Source organism: Brevibacillus sp. NRRL NRS-603 (genome assembly GCF_003013445.1).
Lineage (GTDB): Bacteria > Bacillota > Bacilli > Brevibacillales > Brevibacillaceae > Brevibacillus > Brevibacillus formosus.
On record NZ_PXZN01000012.1, the window covers coordinates 504,663 to 527,462 of the forward strand.

19 protein-coding genes are annotated in these 22,800 nt (G+C 45.6%); 6 read left to right on the top strand and 13 right to left on the bottom strand.

Annotation, left to right across the window (positions count from 1 at the left end; all coding sequences use genetic code 11):
- The first annotated feature begins 146 nt into the window (after positions 1-146).
- Both C7R94_RS09530 and C7R94_RS09535 read left to right on the top strand, forming a co-directional pair.
- Positions 147-2,282 carry a helix-turn-helix domain-containing protein gene (locus C7R94_RS09530; protein WP_106780384.1) on the top strand — a complete coding sequence of 712 codons (2,136 nt, stop codon included), beginning with the start codon at positions 147-149 and terminating at the stop codon, positions 2,280-2,282.
- Positions 2,283-2,599: 317 nt separating this feature from the next.
- On the top strand, positions 2,600-3,766 hold the full coding sequence (locus C7R94_RS09535; protein ID WP_369834992.1) for a GNAT family N-acetyltransferase: 1,167 nt from the start codon (positions 2,600-2,602) through the stop codon (positions 3,764-3,766).
- Between the two features lie 40 nt (positions 3,767-3,806).
- On the opposite strand, the gene C7R94_RS09540 is transcribed toward C7R94_RS09535, so the two are convergent.
- Positions 3,807-4,826: a phosphotransferase enzyme family protein gene (locus C7R94_RS09540; RefSeq protein ID WP_106780390.1), complete on the bottom strand. Its 1,020-nt coding sequence runs from the start codon at positions 4,824-4,826 to the stop codon at positions 3,807-3,809.
- Positions 4,827-4,925: 99 nt separating this feature from the next.
- On the opposite strand from C7R94_RS09540, the gene C7R94_RS09545 reads away from it, so the two are divergent.
- Positions 4,926-5,663: a MerR family transcriptional regulator gene (locus C7R94_RS09545; protein ID WP_106780393.1), complete on the top strand. Its 738-nt coding sequence runs from the start codon at positions 4,926-4,928 to the stop codon at positions 5,661-5,663.
- Between the two features lie 82 nt (positions 5,664-5,745).
- Here the strand turns inward: C7R94_RS09545 and C7R94_RS09550 are convergent, their stop codons facing one another.
- Positions 5,746-6,765 carry a serine hydrolase domain-containing protein gene (locus C7R94_RS09550; protein ID WP_106780395.1) on the bottom strand — a complete coding sequence of 340 codons (1,020 nt, stop codon included), beginning with the start codon at positions 6,763-6,765 and terminating at the stop codon, positions 5,746-5,748.
- A gap of 27 nt (positions 6,766-6,792) precedes the next feature.
- Positions 6,793-7,617, bottom strand: a complete 825-nt coding sequence (locus C7R94_RS09555) for a MerR family transcriptional regulator (protein ID WP_106780398.1) — start codon at positions 7,615-7,617, stop codon at positions 6,793-6,795.
- Between the two features lie 198 nt (positions 7,618-7,815).
- Here C7R94_RS09555 and C7R94_RS09560 point away from each other — a divergent pair, with 198 nt between their 5' ends.
- Positions 7,816-9,327, top strand: a complete 1,512-nt coding sequence (locus C7R94_RS09560; RefSeq protein ID WP_106780400.1) for an MFS transporter — start codon at positions 7,816-7,818, stop codon at positions 9,325-9,327.
- A gap of 106 nt (positions 9,328-9,433) precedes the next feature.
- A complete protein-coding gene (locus C7R94_RS09565; protein WP_047067331.1) occupies positions 9,434-9,799 on the top strand; it encodes a winged helix-turn-helix transcriptional regulator in 366 nt (121 codons plus the stop codon).
- Positions 9,800-9,868: 69 nt separating this feature from the next.
- Here C7R94_RS09565 and C7R94_RS09570 read toward each other — a convergent pair whose 3' ends face one another.
- From C7R94_RS09570 to C7R94_RS09600, 8 genes are all read right to left on the bottom strand, one after another.
- Positions 9,869-10,432, bottom strand: a complete 564-nt coding sequence (locus C7R94_RS09570) for an NAD(P)H-dependent oxidoreductase (protein ID WP_106780402.1) — start codon at positions 10,430-10,432, stop codon at positions 9,869-9,871.
- 177 nt (positions 10,433-10,609) lie between these two features.
- A complete protein-coding gene (locus C7R94_RS09575) occupies positions 10,610-11,086 on the bottom strand; it encodes a GNAT family N-acetyltransferase (protein ID WP_233220513.1) in 477 nt (158 codons plus the stop codon).
- A gap of 24 nt (positions 11,087-11,110) precedes the next feature.
- Positions 11,111-12,619, bottom strand: coding sequence for a fatty acid--CoA ligase family protein (locus tag C7R94_RS09580; RefSeq protein WP_106780408.1), 1,509 nt, complete (start codon positions 12,617-12,619; stop codon positions 11,111-11,113).
- A gap of 63 nt (positions 12,620-12,682) precedes the next feature.
- Positions 12,683-13,942 (bottom strand): MFS transporter, encoded by a 1,260-nt coding sequence (locus C7R94_RS09585; RefSeq protein WP_106780411.1) that lies wholly within the window; start codon positions 13,940-13,942, stop codon positions 12,683-12,685.
- A gap of 13 nt (positions 13,943-13,955) precedes the next feature.
- A complete protein-coding gene (locus C7R94_RS09590) occupies positions 13,956-15,257 on the bottom strand; it encodes a CapA family protein (RefSeq protein WP_106781267.1) in 1,302 nt (433 codons plus the stop codon).
- A 47-nt stretch (positions 15,258-15,304) separates the two neighbouring features.
- Positions 15,305-16,192, bottom strand: coding sequence for a MurR/RpiR family transcriptional regulator (locus C7R94_RS09595; protein ID WP_106780413.1), 888 nt, complete (start codon positions 16,190-16,192; stop codon positions 15,305-15,307).
- A 169-nt stretch (positions 16,193-16,361) separates the two neighbouring features.
- Positions 16,362-16,511: an SH3 domain-containing protein gene (locus tag C7R94_RS30000; RefSeq protein ID WP_158264663.1), complete on the bottom strand. Its 150-nt coding sequence runs from the start codon at positions 16,509-16,511 to the stop codon at positions 16,362-16,364.
- A gap of 441 nt (positions 16,512-16,952) precedes the next feature.
- Positions 16,953-17,396 carry an SgcJ/EcaC family oxidoreductase gene (locus C7R94_RS09600; protein WP_369834996.1) on the bottom strand — a complete coding sequence of 148 codons (444 nt, stop codon included), beginning with the start codon at positions 17,394-17,396 and terminating at the stop codon, positions 16,953-16,955.
- Positions 17,397-17,512: 116 nt separating this feature from the next.
- Here C7R94_RS09600 and C7R94_RS09605 point away from each other — a divergent pair, with 116 nt between their 5' ends.
- The gene (locus C7R94_RS09605; protein WP_106780419.1) at positions 17,513-18,388 is read left to right on the top strand and encodes a LysR family transcriptional regulator; all 876 of its coding nucleotides are present in this window, start codon (positions 17,513-17,515) and stop codon (positions 18,386-18,388) included.
- Between the two features lie 222 nt (positions 18,389-18,610).
- On the opposite strand, the gene C7R94_RS09610 is transcribed toward C7R94_RS09605, so the two are convergent.
- Together C7R94_RS09610 and C7R94_RS09615 are read right to left on the bottom strand one after the other, a co-directional pair.
- Positions 18,611-20,305 (bottom strand): YcdB/YcdC domain-containing protein, encoded by a 1,695-nt coding sequence (locus C7R94_RS09610; RefSeq protein WP_106780421.1) that lies wholly within the window; start codon positions 20,303-20,305, stop codon positions 18,611-18,613.
- Positions 20,306-20,813: 508 nt separating this feature from the next.
- Complete coding sequence (locus C7R94_RS09615) at positions 20,814-22,697, bottom strand: sigma-54-dependent Fis family transcriptional regulator (protein ID WP_146142797.1); 1,884 nt, start codon at positions 22,695-22,697, stop codon at positions 20,814-20,816.
- Positions 22,698-22,800 lie beyond the last annotated feature (103 nt).

Below are 22,800 nucleotides of genomic sequence, written 5' to 3' on the forward strand. Positions count from 1 at the left end.
TAGTTATTGTAGGTTGCTGTCAAATCGTCTCCCACCTTCCGTATCTTATAGGAGTATTGTATATAGCAAAAATTATGAATACAATGTATATACAGACACTTATTCCCAACTATTATTGTGTATTTCTCTACATGGAGGACACGTGGATGAATTCTTTTTCGCTCCTGCTTGAAAAGCTGCATGAATGGTTTGGCGATCAGCCCTTTTCGATTTGGTTCCAATTTTCGCGTGATCGACATTTTCGGCTTGTTTTCTCTTCTTTTCATGAAAACGCTGCCACGAATAGTCCCCCTATGACAGTACCTTGCTGTGACGTTGATACTAGCCACATGCGCTATACCTTTGAGTCTCTTCCCGCCCAGCAGATGTACCGTTTTTTCTACGAAAACGAAGGACAAGCCGTTATTTGCCTTGCACATAAAGCTAACCAACCGATTATCCTTACCACTGACCAATCGGAACTGCTGTGGTTCGGGATTCGTCTATTGTTGGCAGAAGAAAAAATGACAGCCAAAGCGGAGGAAAGCAAGAAGCTTTTTGAAGGGATTCGTTCGATATCTGCTACCCTCGACGTTCATCAAATCATCCGTGGCATCATTGGGAATGCACTGGCTGTTATCCCGGCAGCTGACGCAGGCCTCCTGCACCTGTATGATCCCACTATTAACCGATTGATTCCGAAAGCGACCGTTGGTTTTCAAGATACGGTGTTCAAGGATCTCAAAATGCGAGTTGGAGAATCCATCGCGGGTAAAGTGTTCGAAGACGGAGTCCCACGCATGTACAAAACTAGCCAAGATACAACCCATGCGATGAAGGATATCTCTGCTGACAACTTTCACTCTCTGAACCACGCAAAAGCATTGCGAGACTTGAATGGGTTGTTATGCGTTCCGATATCACGTGATGAAAAGCGTATCGGCGTGCTGGTCCTGCATCAGTTTCATCAAGAAAATGTGTTTACGGAGTACGATCTCGACCTCCTCCAAGGCTTCGCAGACCAAACCTCCATCGCTCTGCAAAATGCCGAGCTCTATGCTGAAGTCAAGCAAGCGTATGAGCAATTGGCTGCCATTAGCGCTCAACTGCAAGCCAAACACGATGATTTGATACAACGCAATCATATCCATGAATCCATCAAGCAGTTGTCCTTGCAAAATAAAGGGGCGGAAACAATCGTAAAAACCCTCAACAAAATGACAGGCCATTCCATTTATTTTGCCGACTGGCTTGAGCAGAAAATGTATCCTGAAAAGAGTGCTGTATTTTTTAGCTGGGATGAACTGTATACATTGCTGAACAAAAGAAGACAGCCTATTTCCGTCAATCTGTTCTCTCCCGCTTCTGGTGTCGATCAACTGTTCTGTTTGTATCCACTAATCAATGGGAGCATTTTTCTCGGATGTCTCATCATTCCCTTAGACAAACGCGGACTATCTGATCTCGCACGTATGACGGTCGAACAAGGGAGTGCTGTGCTCATACTCGATTTGGTGAAAAAGCAATCGATCAGCTCCGTGCTGTACAAGCGAGCACACGATCTTTTTCAAGAGCTGCTGGCAAGCAAAGGAAATGAACTATTTGACCGCGCTCGTTCGATGGGGTTACAGCCGCAAGCAAAGTACTACGTGATTTATGCCCATCTGACACAGTGCCACGACCTGGCATTGCTAGAAGCAAATATTCACCGGCTCATTACCCGTTGGAAATGGGAGTTCAGTAAGACACAGATGCTTGTCTACGGATTCCATAACCATGTCACGCTTCTCATCCAGTCCCTGGGCTCTCGAGATGGAAAGGACATCCGGGAGAGACTCCAACAGGCGTCCGATGAGTGGGAACTTGGCAAGGAAGCATCGTTATCCATTGGCGTGGGAAGTATGGCAAGCGGGATTGAGCAAATCAGCAAAAGCTACGAAGAAGCCAAGAAAGCCGCACACTATTTGACCAACCGCGGCCGTTCTGGTGTGGTTTACTATAAAGACCTGGGTGTCAATCGCCTCATGCTGAATCAGAGCCAGGCCGATATTGATGCATTCATTCAGGATGTCTTTGCCCCTTTCTGGCAAGACCCGGAAAAATATCAGGAATGGGAACAGACAATCATAACTTATATGAAATACAGTCAATCCCCTCAACTGACCGCCAAAGAACTGCACATTCACGTCAATACGCTGTATCAACGTTTGCGCAAAGTTGAGGAGCTTCTTCATATCGATTTACGAAATCCGGAAGACTTGCTGAAATTACAGCTCGCTTGTCATTTGCGCCAGGAAGGTTAAATCGAAAAAGGCAGGAGTAGCTTTGAACGGGAAAAGGTCCTAGACTACCGCTGCCTTTTTTGTTAGCAAAGTCTGCTTACGTCTTATCGAATATTTGTTTACCATAATTATATTATGTAAATCATTTTCTCTCTTGTAATTTTTGGATAATCATCCATAATGAACATGGGGGCATCAGGCACTAAACACCCCAGAGACTCGCGCCCTACTACTAGTAAAGGAGTGATGATGTTTTGGATTCGCAAAAACAAATGGAAAAGCATATGAGAGGTTCCAAACGATAACTTCACCCCTTCTCTCATATGCTATGGGAGGAAATGAACGAAATGTTTGCTCAAAAAATGGTTCAAGGAACGGAACTCACAACCGATTGCTTCCATAGCGCAGCCAATCTTTTTGAAGCGTTGAAGCATCATGTATCTATCAAAGGGGTCATTGCAGGTATTATTCCTGGTAGGGTATTCCTGTCAAATGACGCGAGATCAGCCCTGCTGACAAGTCCTCAAGGTATTTTTCTAGGAGGCAGTGTTGATAATCCCCTCTTTTTTGAAGAAGTCAATACATTGATAAAAGAGGAGCTATTACCGCAGCTTGCTGCTGATGAACAGCTTGACTACGTCCTGTTTTATCCTACGGATGAGAAGTGGGATGACATTCTCGATATTGTAATGAAAGATGTTTTTCCCATGAGAAGCGGCCGAATGATCTTTACGCACCATTTACAGGATCTGTCCCTTCCTCTTGACGATCATATTGTCCCAATAGACAGCACCTTGTTGAAGCGGAAAGAATTGGTAGGGCTTGAGGATATTATCGATGAAATAGCAGAGAACTGGCCATCCATTGAAGCCTATGAAAACAAAGGCTTCGGTTGTGCCGCGATTCAAGATACCGATGAGGGGCCGACCATTATTAGTTGGTGCATGACAGATTGGGTAGTAGAAGACGAATGTGAATTGGGTATAGAAACCGATGAAGACTATCAGGGTAACGGATGGGCTCGAAAGACAGCATTGGGGGCTCTCTCAATTGCCAAACAACGTGGAATGAAAAGAGTGGGATGGCAATGCTGGTCAAATAATATAGGTTCGCAGAGAACAGCCTTGTCTGTCGGTTTCGAGCTGCTCGCGGATTTTCCGGTTCTGTTCGGATGGAACCTTCCGTTAAACAATTTCCTTGTCAACGGCAACCACTATATGCGTGGCGATCTGAAATATGGCGTGGAAAAAGACTACGCCCGGGCCGCATGGAGTTATGCCCAAGCACTTGATAAAGGCTGGGATTGGAATGGCGATCCTGCCTTGTATTGGAATGCTGCTTGCCTATTCTATCTGAGTGGTGAAGAGGACCGGGCAAAGCATTACTATAAAAAGGCTATTGAGCACGGCTGGATAGGCATTCACCACCCGCATGATCATGATTTTGTATACAGGGAACAGGACAGCGAGCAGATCGCTGGAATTCTTGCTGAATCACTCAAATAAATAAAGCAGCCGCCGTTTTTTCGGCGGCTTTTTGCTGAGCTCAACCAATACCTCCCTCCTTCTCTGCCGTTGAAGGAAAAAGAAATGGTTTGCCATTCAAGTAGTTTTTGATCATTGGTATGGCATAGGGCTGCTCTTCTTTTAGCCCCTCGGTTTCCCTGGGATCAGGAGAATGATGACTATAATTTTCAATCATGACCATCACCGTGAAGCTCTCTAATGCGGGGAGCCAGTCTCCTCCTAGTTTCCGCAAACTCTCATAGCCTTTTATGACTAGCTCTCTTTGTGCAGGATATAACCCCAAAATGGTATGGGCGATATCATATAGATAGTAACCAAACCCACATCTTCCAAAATCAATCGGCCGAGGATCTCCGTTGTGAAAAACGATGTTACCTTGGTGCAGATCGCCGTGAATGATTCCATAATGGCCGCTATTCTTGTCCAATTTGGCAAGACAAGTGCGTATTTTATCCGCCGCCAATTGATACAGCATGAATTCTTCATCTGTCAGAAACCGATGGGAATGCTCCCTCAAACGAGCCATAGATCGCTTGAAGCTATCCTCTCCCCAAATCGGACGCGTAAATTCAGGGGGCAATTGGAAACCCTGAGATACAGTATGAAGCTTTGCTAATAAGACACCCTCTTTGTACACTTGGTCTTCTGCAATTTTTTCATCTGCATGCTTCCCTTCGATCCAACGCATGACGGATACGAAGACACAGTCACCATTCGCAAGATCGATGCTCACTGTCTTGGAACCATTGCGGCACTCTATTCCCGTTGGAATCTCTACCTCTATTTTTTCATGCAAATAGCCGAGCCAAGCAAGCTCGGAATCAATTTCGTTTCTGTTCTTGTTTGCGTGAATGCGGAGTAAATAATTGCCGTCCCTCTCCGTTTCTATGACAAACGTGCAAGTGTCAGAAAGTTGGTTGAATCGAATATGCTCCCCATCCAATTCGTATTCTTGGAGCGCCTTTTGTGCGATTTGCTGGAAAAGGGCCACAACCTTCTCCATATCATCTTCGGAATTCAACTGAAATAGCTTCGTCATACGAATCCCCCCAACTCAATAAATCGATCATACGCTATTTTTTCGCTTGACTCCAACCTAAGGTCAGACCGCAAACTCAGCTTCAGGAGGTGAATCGCCATGTTGTACACCGTTAACGATGTAGCAAAATTGTCTGGTACTACAATCAAGACACTGTACCACTATCAAAAGATTGGTTTGCTGATGCCAGAAATCGTTTCAGAAAATGGGTACCGCTATTACGGTGAGAATGAACTCAAGCGGTTACAACAAATCTTGTTTTATCGTGAGCTTGATTTTTCGTTGGACAGTATTAAAGCTGCACTTGATCACGAACCAGACAGACTGCGTTGCTTATGTGAACAGCAAACGATGTTAAAGGCACGCCAGCTTCGATTGGAGCGCATCTTGAATACTCTCGAAGAAACGATTCAACACGAAAGGAAGCGAGGAAATATGTCCACAGAAAACATGTTTGATGGATTGAACGAAGAAGAATGGAAGCAGGCATTCACTCAACAAAATGAGCATTTGCAGAAAGCGTACGATTTTCAATTGGATACAGAGAATCTCGACGTGGCTTCCCTGAATGAAAAAGCTGCCGAAGCGAAGGCTTTCATGACGGTTATGGCAAACGCGCTGAAAGACAACAGAAGTGTCGACGATGAGGCAGTAGTTTCTGCGATCGAAAGCCATCTTGCTTTTTTACAAAAAGACCATCAAATTGATGCGAGAGCTTTTGCCGAGCAGTCAAGATTTTTCCTATCAGATGAGTTCCACCGCGCTATGTTGGAAGAACAGCAAACAGGATTAAGCTACTACATTTGCATTGCTGCCGAAAATTACGCTTCCAAGTAAAGTGTAGTTAAACGATCGTTTAACAGTGAAGCCGGGCGAGCTGCAACTCCCCGGTTCATTGTTTCAATCTCTACTCGATGCCTTAGATTACCGCCCCGATAATATGCTCCTTGATCAGTGTCCATCGATCACGAGAATTCGGCATGAACACCGATGCAATGGCTACGACGAGGTTTTTTTCTGGGAAGCAACAGATAACATTACCGCCATCGCCCAGTGCAGCGTATGCAAAAACACCGTCTTCTTCACGCAACCACCATAGATACCCGTATTGATTGGGATTCATCGCGGTTGATTCATCTATCCAAGCCTCTGGAATGATCTGATGATTGCCCCAACAGCCACGATTCAGATAGAGCCAGCCAAAACGTGCCATGTCACGGGGAGTTAACGTAAGACCCCACCCTCCTGTGGAGTTATTGTTTGGATCTTTTATCCATCCTCTCACATCTTTCCCGAATAAATCCTCAAACGCAAACGCCTTCATTTCATAATCAGGGATTTCTTCCATGCCGATGCGTGTAAACAAGCGTTCGTTGGCGAATTCTCGGGCACTTTTACCTGTACTGCGTGTAAGGATGGCGGAAAGCAAATGCGCCCCAGCCGTCGAATACTTAAACGCTCCAATCTTTCCCCCTTGCCCGAGCATATCCAGCGTATATTTGACCCAATCGGACTGCATGCACATCTTGTCCAATGGTTCGTGCCAGTCCTCAAAAGGATAGGGAGCTGTCATCGTGAGGAGATGACGTATGGTGATTGCTTGTTTTTGCTTATCAGTATGATCGGATGCATCCTCTGGGAAAAAATCCAGCACCTTTTGGTCGACATTTTTGATAAACCGTTCCTCTATGGCAATACCAATGAGAGCAGATAAAATACTTTTTGTCACTGACGCCACATGGTGCCTATCTTCCGGTCCATAGCCATGATAGTAGCTTTCATGAGCGAGATAACCATTTCTCACAATCACGATCCCGTTTATGTTGCTGTACGCAGATTTAATGATTGGATCTAGTTCTGCTAGTTTTTCAGCATCTATGCTCAAGAGGGCCGGGTCTCCTGTTGGCCATTCTGTAGTAGGCAAATCGCTTCTCTTCATGATAATCCCCTCCTCTACAAGAGAATGTCATTTTTTTCTGACTGGAAAAAACACCTCCGTAACAAGCTCCTCAGGAAGGTTGGCATGATCGGGTGCAGTTACATAGACTTCGTAAGGTGATCTCACCAATTCATAGCCTTCATTTTCTACCCATTCCCGTAATCTGGCATAGACAGCAGTCAATTCTGAATAAGGGCCCTTACATACAGACTTTGCACAAAGTCCGTCAGGCAAATTTCTCGTTCCCTTTACAGCCTCCGCGACCGCGAGTGCAAACTCGGTATCGTTTCCGGCAGGATTAAATTCAGGGCTGTGATAAATCGTCATGGGCGTACCGAGCAAGGTGAGCTTTTCAGTCGCAATTCTTTCATACAGCTTACTAAAATACTTGCCATATCCTGTTGCATAATCATCACTCGTCATCATCTTGCGTAACGAAAGAATATAGATTGGCTGGGTCTCCACAAGCTGTACCTCTATGTTGTCAAGGTATGCCATCATGGGGATACCCTGCTCCATTTTCGAAAGATCATCGTTCAGCTGTTTTATGGTATAGTCCAAAGCGTTTCGTTTTTCATACATTTCCCTTTGCTTGCGAAGAAGCGCCGAAACAAGCTTCTCTTCCGATTGATCTTCCTCCCCTTCCATGATGTCTTTTATTTCATCCAGCGATAAATGATACGATTTCAAGCGGTTGATGAAGAGCATCTTTTTCAGTTGCTTGATAGAATAATACCGATAGCCATTCTCAGGATTAATCTCGTCCGGGTTCATTAGTCCGATTTCAGCATAATAACGAAGCGTTTTGGTTGACACTCCGCATATCTTTGAGAATTCTCCGATTGATAGCACAGGCTCACCTCCATCTCCATTCTGTATCGATAATCTACTTATACCCCTTCCCCTAAGGGCAAAGTCAACGCAAAGAAATCTCTGTAAAGTTTGATTTGCAATTGTACTTTCCCTATTTCTTGGCAACGAAAACACAAATAATAGTGTTATAGCGAAGTTTGCTAGATGAATAGAAAAAGAGATAGGAGTTCGCTTTTTATGTCACAATCTGAAAAACGTAATCACTTCATTATTCTTGCAATGGCACTGGGCTTACTGATGTCTTCCCTCGACAATACCATCACCTCGGCAGCCATTAGTCACATTATCAAAGATATCGGTGGCTTTGAAAGCATGAGCTGGGTTTTCACTTCGTACGTATTAGCCGCGACCAGTACAATGCTCATCTTCGGGAAAATGTCCGATCTTTTTGGACGCAAGTTGTTTTACTTACTTGGCATTACTATTTTTCTCATTGGCTCGGCACTTTGCGGCGTTGCCCAAAGTATCGAACAGCTAATTGCTTTCCGTGCCCTTCAAGGAATTGGTTCAGGAGCTCTCTTTCCGATTACTTTCACAATCCTGTTTACACTTTCCTCTGATCCGAAATTTACGGCACGAATCTCTGGCGTGTTTGCTGGTATCTTTGGCCTCTCATCTATCGCCGGACCTCAAGTCGGGACCTTGCTCTCTGATTATTTAGGGTGGCGTTGGTGCTTTTATGTCAATGTTCCGATCGGTTTGTTGTCTCTCTTAACTCTTCTGTTTTCCCTGAAAGAATCCCGTTCTCATACAAAGCCAAAGATTGATTATTTGGGTACCATTACGTTAATCGTCACTTGTGTAGCTGTCATGCTGGCGCTTGAATGGGGAGGAAAAGCATATGAGTGGTCTTCGTGGCAAATCATCTCGCTGTTTGCACTGTCCGTAATAGTGGGGATCGCTTTTATTATGGTAGAACGTCATGCACAGGAACCGATCCTTCCGTTCCAGATTTTCCAAAACCGTATGGTAGTCGCGACTTGTATCGCCTGTCTTTCTCAAGGTGCGATCATGTTTGCTGCTATCACTTATTTGCCTATTTTCGCTGTGGCCGTACTTGGGTATCCGAACTCCAATAGTGTTTTGACCCCGTTGATGCTCTCTTTGACGGGAGGTGCCGTGGTATTCGGAATGTTGCAAACAAAATTTTCCTTTCGATCTCTCATGGCGTTCTCTATGCTCGCTTGTGTAGTAAGTTCGATTTTGCTTATGTACGTTTCATCTGGCATTTCCTTCTTTTTCTTAACGCTCTTGATGATTCTGTTCGGGTTTGCTGCTATCGGGCCGTTAATGAGCATTGCACAAAACGCGATTGTGCATTCGGTCGACAAAAAATATATGGGTATTTCTTCCTCAATCGTTGGGTTTTGTCGGAACATGGGCGGCGTACTCGGTGCTTCGATCACGGCTGCTGTTGTGAACCAAAATTATGCGAGTATCGTATCTACGGGGGCGTCATTACATGGCATTTCCTTGGAGAAAGCAGCTGATCTGCTAAACCCTGAAGTACTCATGCGTGAACCTGTAACAATCGAGCCAGGTATACATTCTTTTCTGAGTGATTCTCTAGGAAGTGCCATCAATCATGGTTATATCGTGGGGTTGATTTTCGCCGTTATTGGTTTCTTTTCCGTACTATACGCAGGCCCTGGCAAGCTTGAGCGCCATAAGCAGAGTGTCGAATCATAAAGGTCCACGGGTTTCTTGCTCGGCATCACTTTCTAAAAATGACAGTATGCTGTATGGTAAAGTATATGCATTTACAACCCATACTTCCCAAAGGAGAGTGTGCTTCATGCGTGAAACCTGTGTTCCGACTGGTGTGGAGCTGAAAGACACTGGTTTTGGATATACATTGTCTTTAATAGGCGGTAAATATAAAATGATCATTTTGTATTGGCTAGCTGAAAATAAGGTGATGCGGCATAATGAGCTAAAGCGAAGTATCGGTACCATTTCTTTTAAAACGCTGAGCTTAATGTTAAAAGAGCTGGAAGCAGATGACTTGATCATCCGCAAGGAATTTCCCCAAGTCCCTCCCAAAGTGGAATATTCCTTAACAGAGCGTGGTCTTTCTCTCATCCCCTTGTTAAATATGATGTGCGACTGGGGAGAGAAAAACAGCTTACCGCCTCAGGAGGATGTAAAGCAGCAGGCATAACGATTGTGTCTAACAGGAAAAGAAGTATCTCCTAACACGAGGAAATACTTCTTTTTTCTTTGAGGCTTTTTACAGGTTATCAACGAACTTCAAATAATCTTGGGCGCTCTTATCCAATACGCTGCCGGTCGGCTCAAGTTCTTGACCAGGTACATTTTCCCCTGACTCGGTCTCCGTACCATAATACGCAAAGAACGAACGATAATCCGCGTGGCAGTAGCGAAAGGTTGTTTCAAAAGGGGTCAATATTTGCTCAAGAGTATACCGATATCTTCCCTCTTCTTGATAATCCTCTTTTCTAATTCCCGCAGATACCGCTATTGTAGCTTTGCGATTCTTTAATTTATCGCCTCCCTTTGAACCGTATGCCCACCCATATGCAAAAACATCGTCCAGCCATTTTTTCAGGAGAGGGGGACAATTAAACCAGTAAATCGGGAACTGTAAAACAAGATTCCCATGCGATTCAACTAATTGCTGTTCTTTTTCCACATCAATTTTTCCATCTGGGTATGCTTTATGCAATTCGTGTACGGTATACTTTTCTGGATATTTTTTGAGTTCTTCTACCCATCGCTTATTGATAACGGATGTTTCGATGCTTGGATGTGTGACGATTACAAGTGTTTTCAAAGTAGGGTCCTCCTTGAAGGTTTGATGTGTTATGAGTATAAAATGATGGCTGCAAATTTGTAAGTATGCACATTTATTTCAGTTACTTACATAAAGGTGAGTGTAAAGAACAGAAAAAAGCCCCCACGCCCTAAAGATTCTAGGTTTGTATCGTTGGGAGGCTCCTTTGAAAATGTTTTATTCAAGCTTTTTTTCCATATACAGCGTGCCTTCAATCGGATTGAAACGGTAGGGCTCAATTGGATAGAATCCCAACGAGTGGTAAAGCTGAATCGCTGGTTCCATCGTAGGAAGCGTATCTAATCGGATGAGTGAATAGCCTCTAATTTTCGCTTCGTCTAAGATCGCCAAGGCTAATTTTTTCCCTACTCCTCTTCCCTTCCATTCAGGCTTCACGTACAATCTCTTCATTTCGCAAACTTGTTCATCTATTTTTCGCAAGGCAACACATCCTGCTGGCTGTTCGTTACCTAACGCCAGCAAAATACAACCGTCTGGGGGTGCGTATTCGCCCGGTATATTTTGCAATTCGATCGCAATATTTTGAAAGCTCAAATCAACTCCTAATGAATCTACATACTCCCAAAAAAGTTCACGTGCTTGTTTGTATTCATTATCCTCCGTTGCATGAACCAAACTCAGCAATCCAAACACCTCCCATATCCTGTCATCGATCGTTTAAGAGGTGCGTAAAGAGCGACGCAAAATTTTCCCCGTACTGTTTTTGGGAAGCTCCGCCACGAACTCGACCTGACGAGGAACTTTGTATTTCGCCAACTTGTCACGACAAAATGCCATGATATCCTCTTGGGAAACCGCTATTTCCTTTAATGCCACAAACGCCTTGACTGCTTCACCATGCACCTCGTCAGGAATCCCGATCACAGCCGCCTCGATAATCGCAGGATGCTGGTAAAGCACTTCTTCTACCTCACGCGGGTACACATTATAGCCGTCAACGAGAATCATGTCTTTTTTGCGATCAACGATGTACACATATCCTTCTTCATCCATACGCGCCATGTCTCCCGTATACAGCCAACCATTTCGAAGCGCTGCTGCCGTATCATCTGGCAAGCCGAGATACCCCAGCATAACGTTGGGCCCTTGTACCACCAGCTCGCCCACTTCTCCACGTGCGACTTCGTTTCCTTCTGGATCGACGACCTTGTTCTTCACAAGCGGGATATCGACTCCAACCGATCCTGGCTTTCTTGTCCCGTGCAATGGATTGAATGTTGTAGCTGGGGCTGCCTCGGACAAACCGTAACCCTCCAGTACCTTGGCATCGTATTTCGCTTCGAACTTGTGCAGGAGCTCGACGGGCATGGATGCACCTCCCGAGCAGTATATCCGGATGGAGGAGAAATCTTCTTTTGTCGCAGTCGGCAGCTGAAGCAGATAGTTGTACATGGTCGGAACACCTGCAAAACATGTGGCTTTTTGCTCACGAATCGTTTGGAGGACATCTGCCGGATGAAATTTTGGCACGATGATAATGGCTGCTCCCGTACGAATCGGGCCATTCATGCACACCGTCATGCAGAAGACGTGAAACATCGGAAGTACCGCGACCATGCGATCTTCTGGCACCAGCTCGAACAATATCCCCATCGCATCCGCATTCGATGCCATATTACGGTGGGAGAGCATCGCTCCTTTTGGCTGGCCAGTCGTACCTGATGTGTACAGGATTACAGCGAGGTCATCTTCGTTTCGCTCCGGCTCCGCATACCCTGCCTCTGACTCTTGCCCTTCTTGTACAAGCTGATCGATCGTTATTTCATTTTCAATGGATTCCGTGTAGATGAGAAGCTGTAAATCTTTTATTTGATCCTTCATCGGGGTTAGTACCGGCTGCAATGCGGATAACGCAATGGCTGCCTTTGCTTTACTGTTCGATAGAATGAAGCTAATCTCGCGCGCCGTATAGATCGGATTCATAGGAACAACAACAGCTCCTACGCGAAGTATCGCATAGTAAGCGCTAACAAAATGCGGCCGATTATCCATGAGCAGGGCGACAGCATCCCCTTTTCCAATCCCGTGCCGGGCAAGTCCTGCTGCGAGATGTTCGACCTGATGATTGAATTGTGCATACGTCGTCGTTTCTCCCATATAGATGAAGGCTGGACGCCCTGCAAACTGTTTCGCGCTCTGCATGAGGCTTTCATTCAAATGATACATCACACATCTACCCCCTTTTCAGAAAATTTTAACATCTGAAACCAAGCCTATAAAGTAATACTTTTAGGAAACATGGGAGATTGGCGGTGCTGATTGAGTTACTTGTTCATTGCGTTTCACAAAGAGCAGGAAAAGCACGCCGCAAATGATAAAGAGCAATCCGTTAACAATCATTGCGTTGCCAAAACCTGTGCCAATATCTTTGGCTGACTGAACGATAGAGCCCGTGACCAGCGGTGAGATGATCCCTGCCAATGTAACTAGGCTGGACAACACCCCTACCATAAGTCCCGTGCGTTCCGGCAACAAGCTGCTGACAATGACAGAGGCAGCTGTACCAACAGAAAAAGCAAACCCTTTTCCTAGGCACAGAAAGATTAAAACAAGTACCGTAGATTGAACAAGAGTAACACTGTAAAAGCACAGACCCCCTAAAATAATCGAAACACCGCCAACCAGAACGTATGATTTGCGATAGCTGCGATGCTTTTTAAAGAAATGATCACCCATCGAAGAAATCAGTATGGTCATCAGTCCGGCTAATAGTCCCGTGCCAGCAATCGCATAGGCCATTTCCTGATTCGTAAACTGGAAGACCTTGACGAGATAGACAGGCTCCCATACGGTTGCAAAGGTCGTCCCCCATATTTGTGCGAAATAGATTAAAAAACAGAATAAAAACGTGGATGAGAGCAAGACGCCGGATATATCCGACCATTTCGCTTTTGGCAAGGTAGGAGCTGCGACTTTTGAAGGAGCGACAGTGACTAGTGGTTTTTCTTTTCCCATCCACAACCAGACCAAGAGCCATATCAGACTGAGTGCGCCCATAAACGCCCAGGAAAATCGCCATCCATAGCTATCGATCAGCGCGACAATCATCGGTGCGGAAGCAACCGCACCGACGAAAGCACCGAAGTTCACGGTAGAATAAACCAGCCCGCGCTTTTCTTCAGGAAACCATTTGTTCAAATGGCTAACAACCGTTGCCCAAAATGGACCTTCCCCTATTCCAAGCAATACCCGTGCTACGACAAGCATCGGCAAACCCGCGATCGCATAAGCGCCGAATTGGATGATTGTCCAGGACAGTGCCATAATCGCCAGCATTTTTTTCGTCCCGATGCGATCCGACAATGCCGCGCCTACAATCCCGGCAATGGAGAAAAACCAGAAAAAGCTGCTCCCAACAAGTCCCCATTCTTTCTCGTTCAATGAAAATTCAGACATAATCGGTACAGCAGAATATCCCGCAATTGTTTTATCCGCATAATTGATCATGTAGAGCACAAACAACATAATCATGGTGATTCTGGCCATCATGTGAATCACTCCATTATTTTGAAAGTCTCACGCGCCCAATTCCATCCGTGATCTCAATCACTGTGCCATATGATTCACTCAACGTTTTGAGTCCCTCTAAGATTGAGGTATCCCCGCTTAATTTCGGCCATCCCATACGATGTACGGGCAGATCAAAACCTAATTCAATCGGATGCAGCTCCAATTCGAGCAGTTCACCGTCTTGCATTTTCCACAAGGGAATAACCGACTCCCACACCTCTTTGTGCACACAGAGTCCACGTGTGTAGTTGGCACTCATCGCTTCCAACGCATCTGCCACATTATGCGTGTGGTCTAAACCATAGTGCTCGTAGAAATCAGCGGGCTGACTGGTAACGGCTTCTGTCTGAAAAATAAAATCTCCCAAGCTGTAAAAGATCGGCCGATTGTTGTAGATTTCAATTCCCCGCAATAAATGGGGGCCATGTCCCACCACTGCGTGTGCGCCCGCATCGATGCACGCTTTTGCAAATACGGGCAAGAAATCAGCCGCAACCTCTTTCGCATCCCCCTTCATCTCATGAGCGTGAATACTCACGATGACGTAATCAGCCCGCCTGTTTGCCTGCTCAATCGTTTTGACGATTCGGTTCAGATCGCGCGGATGCGGGTGGGTAGTCGTCCCTTCTTCGTCGCTTACCATGAAGCGTGCATTTCCGAAGAGAAAGATCTCCTTGCCCGGATCGTTCATGAAGCCTTCCTCGATGAGAAGCTTGTTGAAGGCGTTAATGTCCGTCGACTCCGCAATGGCTTGCAAATCAGCGAGCTTTTTTTGCGTAATGTGGTGGGTCATGACATAGCGCATCGGATTGATCCCTGGTCTGCCGATACAATCCGAACGCTGATCTCCTGCCGCCCACCATGGATGAAAAGTTGACGTCGCTGCGATTAAGGCTACCCTGGCTCCTTCGCATTCGAGATAACGCGGCGCTCCCGCTTCAGCGAGATTTTTGCCTGCGCCAGCATGGACGAAGCCATACTCATTGAGATATCGTTCGGTTGCTTCTAGTCCCCCATACAAATAATCAAGCGTATGGTTATTCGCCCAGCCAATCATGTTAAAGCCGTAATCTTTCATGACTTGCAAAACGGAGGGTGGTGACATCGCCCACGTGCCTCCGCTTTGCGCGCTGGGATAACCCTCATTATCGTGTACGGTCGTCTCCAGATTCGCAATGCGTATGTCCGCACGGTGCAGCAAGCTGGATATCTCTTCAAAAGCTTGGTCCCTGTAGGGAAGATTGCGTGTAATGAAGCTGTCGCCAGTCGCTGTGAACCAAATCGGCTTGGTCATTGGCAGGATTCCCCTTTCCCTTTTCACCTTTTTTCCTTTTTCTGCTTTCAAAAGATCGAGAAGTCTTCCTCTTCCTCTCCGACAAACGAATATAGCTTCGAACTAATTTCATCATAGTGCTGCAATCGTTTCTGGACATTTTCCGCGTCGTGGAGCATGACGCCTTTGATCAAGACATTTAGCATGGAGAATAAAGTGGGCATACCGCTAGTGGCAACGGGTTGGGGTGTGGTGATTTTCAGAAGATGATCTGCGACTTGGCTGATAGGAGAGAACTCGCCTTCCGTAATCGCCAAAATCTTCGCTCCCAGCTCTTTTGCTGAATGAACCATTGCAACCGTCTCACTCGGATGACGAGGAAAAGAAATCGCGATGACCAGCCACTCTTGATCCCGTTCGGTGAGAAAATAATCGGCGTTATCAACGGCTCCCGTATACAGATGTGTGTTTCCTTTGATCGCATTTAACGCCGAGAACAGCCATTTTGCAGGAATATGGCACCAACGAAACCCTACCACTACGATTCGGTTTGCCTGCACGATGCTTTTGACCACCTCTTGGAGCAACGTGTAGTCAATTTGCTCCAAGCCTTGCTGGAGATACGCAATATCACTCTCCATCACTTGGTGTGCGTAATTGCTCAGATCGAGCGTAACCTCCGTGTCTCGATATTTCTGGATCGGCCCCTTCCTTTGGTCTCCTATCAAAAGAGACTTTTTGATTTCTTCCTGAAGCTCTGTGTATCCGGAGTAACCCAATGCATAACAAAAGCGAATGACGGTCGCTTCACTGGTATTCGTAAATTCCGCGATTTTTTTGGCGGTATGGATCGCAAGTAAGCTTGGCTTTTCAATCGCGATCTTACAGATGATTTTTTGGCTTGCTGTCAGCTTTCCATACTGCTTTCGTATCCGTTCTTTTACGAGTTGTGCCATGCCTGAAGCTCCTTTATCATTCTGATTTGTTTTAATTTTGAGAATAGTATATCTCTTGCGATAAATCACTTCAATACTTCTAAGAAAATGTAGTATATACTTCATTTTGGTGTATGGCAGTCTGTAAAAAGGGACCTCCACAGTTGGAAGGCCCCTTTTCCTCTCTTTTTTATTCTGTACGAAGACATTCATTTGGAATCCAGCCGCATTCACCTGTGCTCTCTAATTCGCACCAGCTCCATCCATTCCACTCATGCATAAAGACTACGCGATCACCAGCGTCCACATTTAGCTCTTTTGCTGTATAAGCGGTGGTCAAAATCCCAATCTCCCCGTCTTTTTCAATGATTTGCTCAGGTACCAGATTAATCTGCTATATCAACGATCGAGCCTAGCAACCACTCCACATGATCCGAATGCCGGGAACGAATTGTGTTCACATAACTGTTGTTATGCGTAAATTTCATTGCGACGCTTATATACATCTACACATCTGTGGGTATAGTTCAACCCGTTATCATATAATGCGTCCATGAAGGCCATATATGAAAAAGCCGCTTAACTAAACAAGTGGCTTTGTGTTCTAAGTAAAAAAAGTTTTAGACTGGAGTTATTGATCCAACGCAGTTCTTAGATAAAAAATCTCTACCTTAATATATTTATGTTTACTTCCCCCAATAAATGAATCAGCGGTGACCTAAGACCAGAAAATAAAGTCTTAGACTCACCGCTGCTTTCTTATGCTATCGAACGCGTTAGCTCAACTCACAATATCTAGTTGGACGGATTTTAGAAGTGTGTTTTGTCCTGCTGCTAGCCTCCAAACTTTCATTTCCTTGACCATTACGTAGATAGCAATGCTTTCTTGCCCTCCGCCAATTCGTTTACCATCGGAAGTTGTTGAATATTGACGGACATGAACAACAGCTACATTGGAATTAATGAACGAGATGCTGTCAACAGTATATTTGCTATAAGAATTACGTAAAGGACCTGTCAAGACGATTTTGTGCACTTTATTTATTTCATCCCAACCCGACAACTTTTCACCCATTACATTCACCCAAGTGGCGTTTTGTGTGAAATGGCTGTCTAACGCATCTGCATCATGCCGATTAAACGCTGCCTCCATTTCATTAACTACATGTTTGATAAGCTCGCGATCATGCTCCAATGGTTCCTCTTCTTTGTATACCATAGAAATTCCTCCCTTTATTGCTTACTTCATTGTTAAATCTGATACTATAACATAATATCAATAATATCTAATACATAAATTTCATGAGTATCATGCTAAATCGTATATAAATGGAGGTAATCATGGATACTTCACATTTACATTACTTTCGTACTATCGCTAGAATTCAACATATGACCAAAGCAGCCGAAGAACTGCAAATTGCTCAACCCGCATTAAGCAAAATAATCGCTCGACTTGAGGATGATCTTGGTGTTCCCCTCTTTGACCGACAGGGGAGAAATATTAGATTAAACACGTTTGGTAAAACGTTCCTTCGAAAGGTAGAAATTGCTTTAAACGCATTGGAAGATGGAAGGAAAGAAATTGAAGAACTTTCTGGGTTGTATTCGGGCAGTGTTCACTTAGCGGTTACGAGCGTCGAGCTCCTGTCTAGGCCACTTGCTGACTTTCTATCCCAATACCCGAATACCGATTTCCGAATAACCCAAGTTTCTATGATGGAACTGGAGCCTCTTCTTCTGAGTGGAGAAGTGGACATATGTCTCACAGCGTTACCTACGCAAAATGCTGGAGTGTGCTCCTCCCATGTCTTGGAGGAAGAAGTATACCTTGCTGTTTCTCCTAACCATCGATTCTCAGACCGACAGAGCATTTCTTTGGCAGAAGCTGCTACTGAAGCTTTCATTGGTTACAATGAGGGGCAATTTTATCAACCACTGAACGATATCTTTTTTGGAGAGGCTGGAATTCATCCTAATTATATATGCAGGGTAAATGAGCCTTCTGCTATTGCGAGTCTTGTCCGGGCCGGCGTTGGTGTCGCTCTTGTAGGTGAGTGCGGACGAAACTCTGACTCTCCACTCACTTTATTAAAGATTCATGACCACAGTATGAAACGTAATTATAAGTTCATTTGGCTTGAATCACGATATTTATCTGTAGCAGCTAGAAAATTCTTGGAGTTCGTAACGGAATTTTTCTGTAGGACAAATTAGTCATTCTCTATCTGTGAATCGACGAGATAATCTGATCCCGGCAATGACCAATGTCCGTCTAATTTGGAAGGCTCATCCGACTATCCTAGCATCAAATTGGTTATATGTACCTTGCCTTTCATTAGATTCCACCTCACGCTGTTCACCCTTGAGACGACGCCCATGTTAGGCGCACCCAAAAAGGCCGATATTGCTGCAAGAGCAAATCGGCTGTTACGTCATTTATTGGCGGGACACCTTGACGAGCTCCCCTGTCGAAGCATCGATAAAGCTATAGCCATTCTTCCATTTGCGCTGATAGACCAACTGCGGTTCGGGGGCTCTTTGACCATCATACTGCTCCCACACGTAGACCAGTTCCAAGTCAATTTCTTGTTGGATCGTGTCTTTTGCTTCTGCTCCACTTACAATCTTCTTGGAATCTGGAAGGGTAATGCCCGGGTTGAGAGGGTGGAGGTTTAACTCTGTAATCGTACCCGTTGCCTTGTCTACACCCACCATATAAGACTCGTCAGATACTTCGATCCCGTTGCGTTTTCCAAGAAAATTGAATGAATACTCTTTATCCTCTTCCTTATTTAGCTTGTTCTTGTCTACCCACTCCGGAATATCTTCTTCAGGAGTCTCTACGATAAGCGATAGCTCCGTTAACTCCTGGTCAAGATAAGGTACGAGTGCTGCAATCGCTTTTTTCTTCGCTTCCTCTACACTGATTTTCTGCTCTGTTTTTCGTTCGTCTGGAAAATTCAGATCGAAGTCGATGAGCTGATCACTCTGTTCATCTGTCGTAAGGCTAACCAGCTCAAATGCAGGGGTACCTTTATTTGAATCGTTCATCCAACGATAGGATTCGATTGTCTGAACTCCTTCTAAAAGATTGTCCTTGTGATCATCATATTCAAAGGTCGCACCAGACACATCAATACCAAACTGTGTTTTCAGCCATTTCTCTCCTTGTTCGCGGGAAGCTATTTTGATGCTTTTCCCTTCTCCTTTTACATTAACACTCTCTCCTGCCAGTTCGGCTTCTTCCCCTATAACTTTGCCGGTTAGAGCATCGATCCAACCAATGGTATTCAGTTGATAAATAAGCATCGGTTTCTTATCCGCCGGTTTTCCATTTTGAGCATAGGAAATCGGCTGATCCGATACGTATACCAGCTCCATCTTAAGCTTGTCCTTATAGATTTTGCTAGCTTCCTCAAGTGTTATCGCTTTTTTCGGATCAGGCCAGTTCACTTTACTAGGATCGATGAAATCATACGCTTCGTAGCTAATAATATGACCAGCATGATCAACGGATACGGAGAGAGAGTTGCTAGTCAGAGGGAGGTTATTGATGAGAGAGTGGTAGTCGATGGTGGTGTAGGCCCATTCCAGCTTGTTGCCTTTCCCGTCACCTGATCCTGCTTTTCCTCTGCCGAGTTTTTGTTCGGCTTTCAACTGTTTTGCTTCCGTACCGAATAAGTCCTCGATAAAAGTTGCAGCCTTGTCTCGGGCAAGTTTTTCTTCCGGGTAATTGGCTGAAGCCCATGCCGGATTCCGGATATCCATGAAGAGCAGTCGGCCCGTATGCGCATCCAGCTCAAGCCTAACGGATGAGTATGCGTCATAATCTTCTTTTTCAGCAGTTTTTGGCATGTTGGTGAATTTCAAGATCCAGATCGGTGCCGGATAACGGCGAAAGCTGTCTTCCTTATAATGTTTATTAATTAGCCTATACTCTTTCAACTCTGGAATCGCCTCAAGTAGCTTGTCCAGAGAATTCTGAACATCTTGGGAATAATCATTTTTTTGAGACTCTTCCATTTTCACATTGCTTGCAGCTTGTACCGTTGGTTGATGGGTAGTCCATGCAGGTGCAGAGGCAAGTAAGCACGCCGCTATAACCGTCATCATGGATGGATTGAGTTTCATAGGGCACCTCCAAAAAGTGTTCAGATTTGCGGATAAGTTCGATTTGACCTATCCTCCAATGGTAAGACGGAGGGGCAATTGTTTGTGTCACATATTATTCCATTATTTTCAGATAATCCCTTACCCCTTTAAAAAAACACGTCCTCGCTGTTAATCGGCGAGGACGTGTTAAGTAACCACTCTACATTGCAAACATCAAAATAAAACCAGCCGTCATCTTCTTGGTGCGCACTGAGGTAACATAAATTCTAAATGAAACCGGATCTATTACTTACACATACTAGAATTATGCGCAATTTTCGCTTTGAGAAGTTATCCCCCCTCAATGCTATGCCCGTTCTGTCTGACCCAGGTTGATGCCAATTGTTTAAGTCTAAAAAATCAGCCCGATTAAAAAAAGTGCTGATTTACTGTCTTAGTATCCCTTGAAAAGCTCGCGTACCTACTCTTCCATTTTCTCTGTTGGCAGAGAGGAAGACTTATCCTGTAGTGCTCCCCTCAGACACCGTCAACTGCGAGGGGGTTTTGCCGTTTCTTCAAACCGATGCATTCGTTTGTAGAACGTACTTCTGGGGATTCCCAGAAGTTTTGCTGCTTTCGACACATTCCCGTTCGTCTTTTGCAGCGCCTCGACCATTTGCTGCTGCAATATCTTATCGCGAAACGAAAGAGAAGCCCGGTGTTCCTCCATCCTCTGTTCAGAAAAGCTAAGACTGGAGGAGACGCTTTTGCTCAGCTCTGCGTTTTGATAAAGCAAGGAATGCAGAAGATGCAAGAGGTCGTCGCATCTGTTCATAGAAAGAATCCGCAATTTATCCAGCACATTCATAAGCTCGCGAATGTTTCCTGGCCAGGTGTAATCCATCAGCGCAGCAAAGAATTCTGGAGGGAAAACAGCATCCCAGTCATGCTTTTCGCAGTAATGCTGAACGAGGTGCGGGATGTCTTCTGCCCTCTGCTTGAGTACCGGAACATGCACGGGATATACGTACAGACGATAAAAAAGGTCTTCTCGGAACTTACCTTCTTTGACCAGTCGATGGATATTGCGGTGCGTGGCTGCAATCACGCGAAAATCGACGGGTATCTCTTGGCTGCCGCCCAGCGGAGTAATTTTACGTTCCTGCAAGACACGGAGCAGTGCCACCTGCATGGAGTGCGGGATTTCCCCAATTTCGTCCAAGAAAATAGTTCCTTGGTGAGCAAGTTGGAATTTCCCCTTCGCTCCGGTTCGCTTCGCCCCGCTGAACGCCCCTTCCACATAACCGAATAGTTCGCTCTCTAGCAGCTCTCTCGGGATCGCGCCGCAGTTCACCGCAACGTACGGCCCGCTTGCCCGCTTGCTGTTCTCATGAATCGAACGGGCGATCACTTCTTTTCCGGTGCCAGTCTCGCCCAGGATAAAGACATTGATGTCCGCGGAAGCTACCCGCTCAAGCTCTTCCAGCGTCTTTCGAAATACACGGCTTGTGCCAGCCTCGCCGAGGAACCGAAACGGCTTGGCGGAACCCTTGTCCTGATAGACGGTCTGCCTTTCCCGTTGCTCCTCTGCATTCAGAAGATAGATACATTTGCCGATGAAACCACCGTGCTCCGCAGAGTAAATCGGCACTTCCATCCGATTTCGGTACCCGCGTATGTATATTTCTTCGGCACGCATTCCGCGCCAGTTCGGAATGTTCTGACGAATCAACCTGCTCGCCGCGACAATGTTTTGACGTGGGGTGCAAATGATGAGCGGCTGTTCCTTTTCCAGTACTTCCATCGAACCCTGAATCAATTCCATCTCATCACGATGAGAGCGGATCTTCACTTCTTTCTCCAGCGTGTATGCGGCCTGGGTGACAATCCCCAGCATGTATGGATGCGCTCGATCGACCGGGCACGAAACGTCGAGGATACCCAGGACCTCCCCGTCATCGCTGCGTATTGGAGCGGCAGCACAGCTCCAACCATGGGAAGCTATGGAATAGTGCTCCGAGCCGGTTACCATAATCGGCTGCCCCAGCGACAACGCCGTACCAATTGCATTTGTCCCCATCTCGGCTTCCGTCCAGCGCACGCCCTCTACGAATCGTATTTTTTCAGCTACCTTCCGGACATTTTTGCTTCCCTTCATCCAGAGCACGTAGCCTTCCGGATCGATTAAAAGCGCGATCATTCCCATTTCGCTTGCGATTCGATCCATTTTTTCGAGAAAAGGGGCAGCGACGTCCATAAGCAAAGCATTCTTTTGCTGTTGGTGCCTAAGAGATTCCCCGCTCAGAATGTGCCTTCCCCGATCCAAGTACGGGCTGACTTGGGCGTTCCGGGAGCGATACCAGGATTCGATGATGGATTGGTGAATCCGGGAAGAATCCAGTACGCCTTCCTGAACGAACCGCTTCCACATCTGCGAACTTAATGCGAATTCAAACAAGATACATTCCCTCCCTCAGTAACTCGCCTGAAGTAACTCCTGCCAGAATGTATGCGAGGTCGTCTCTCTTTGTCTA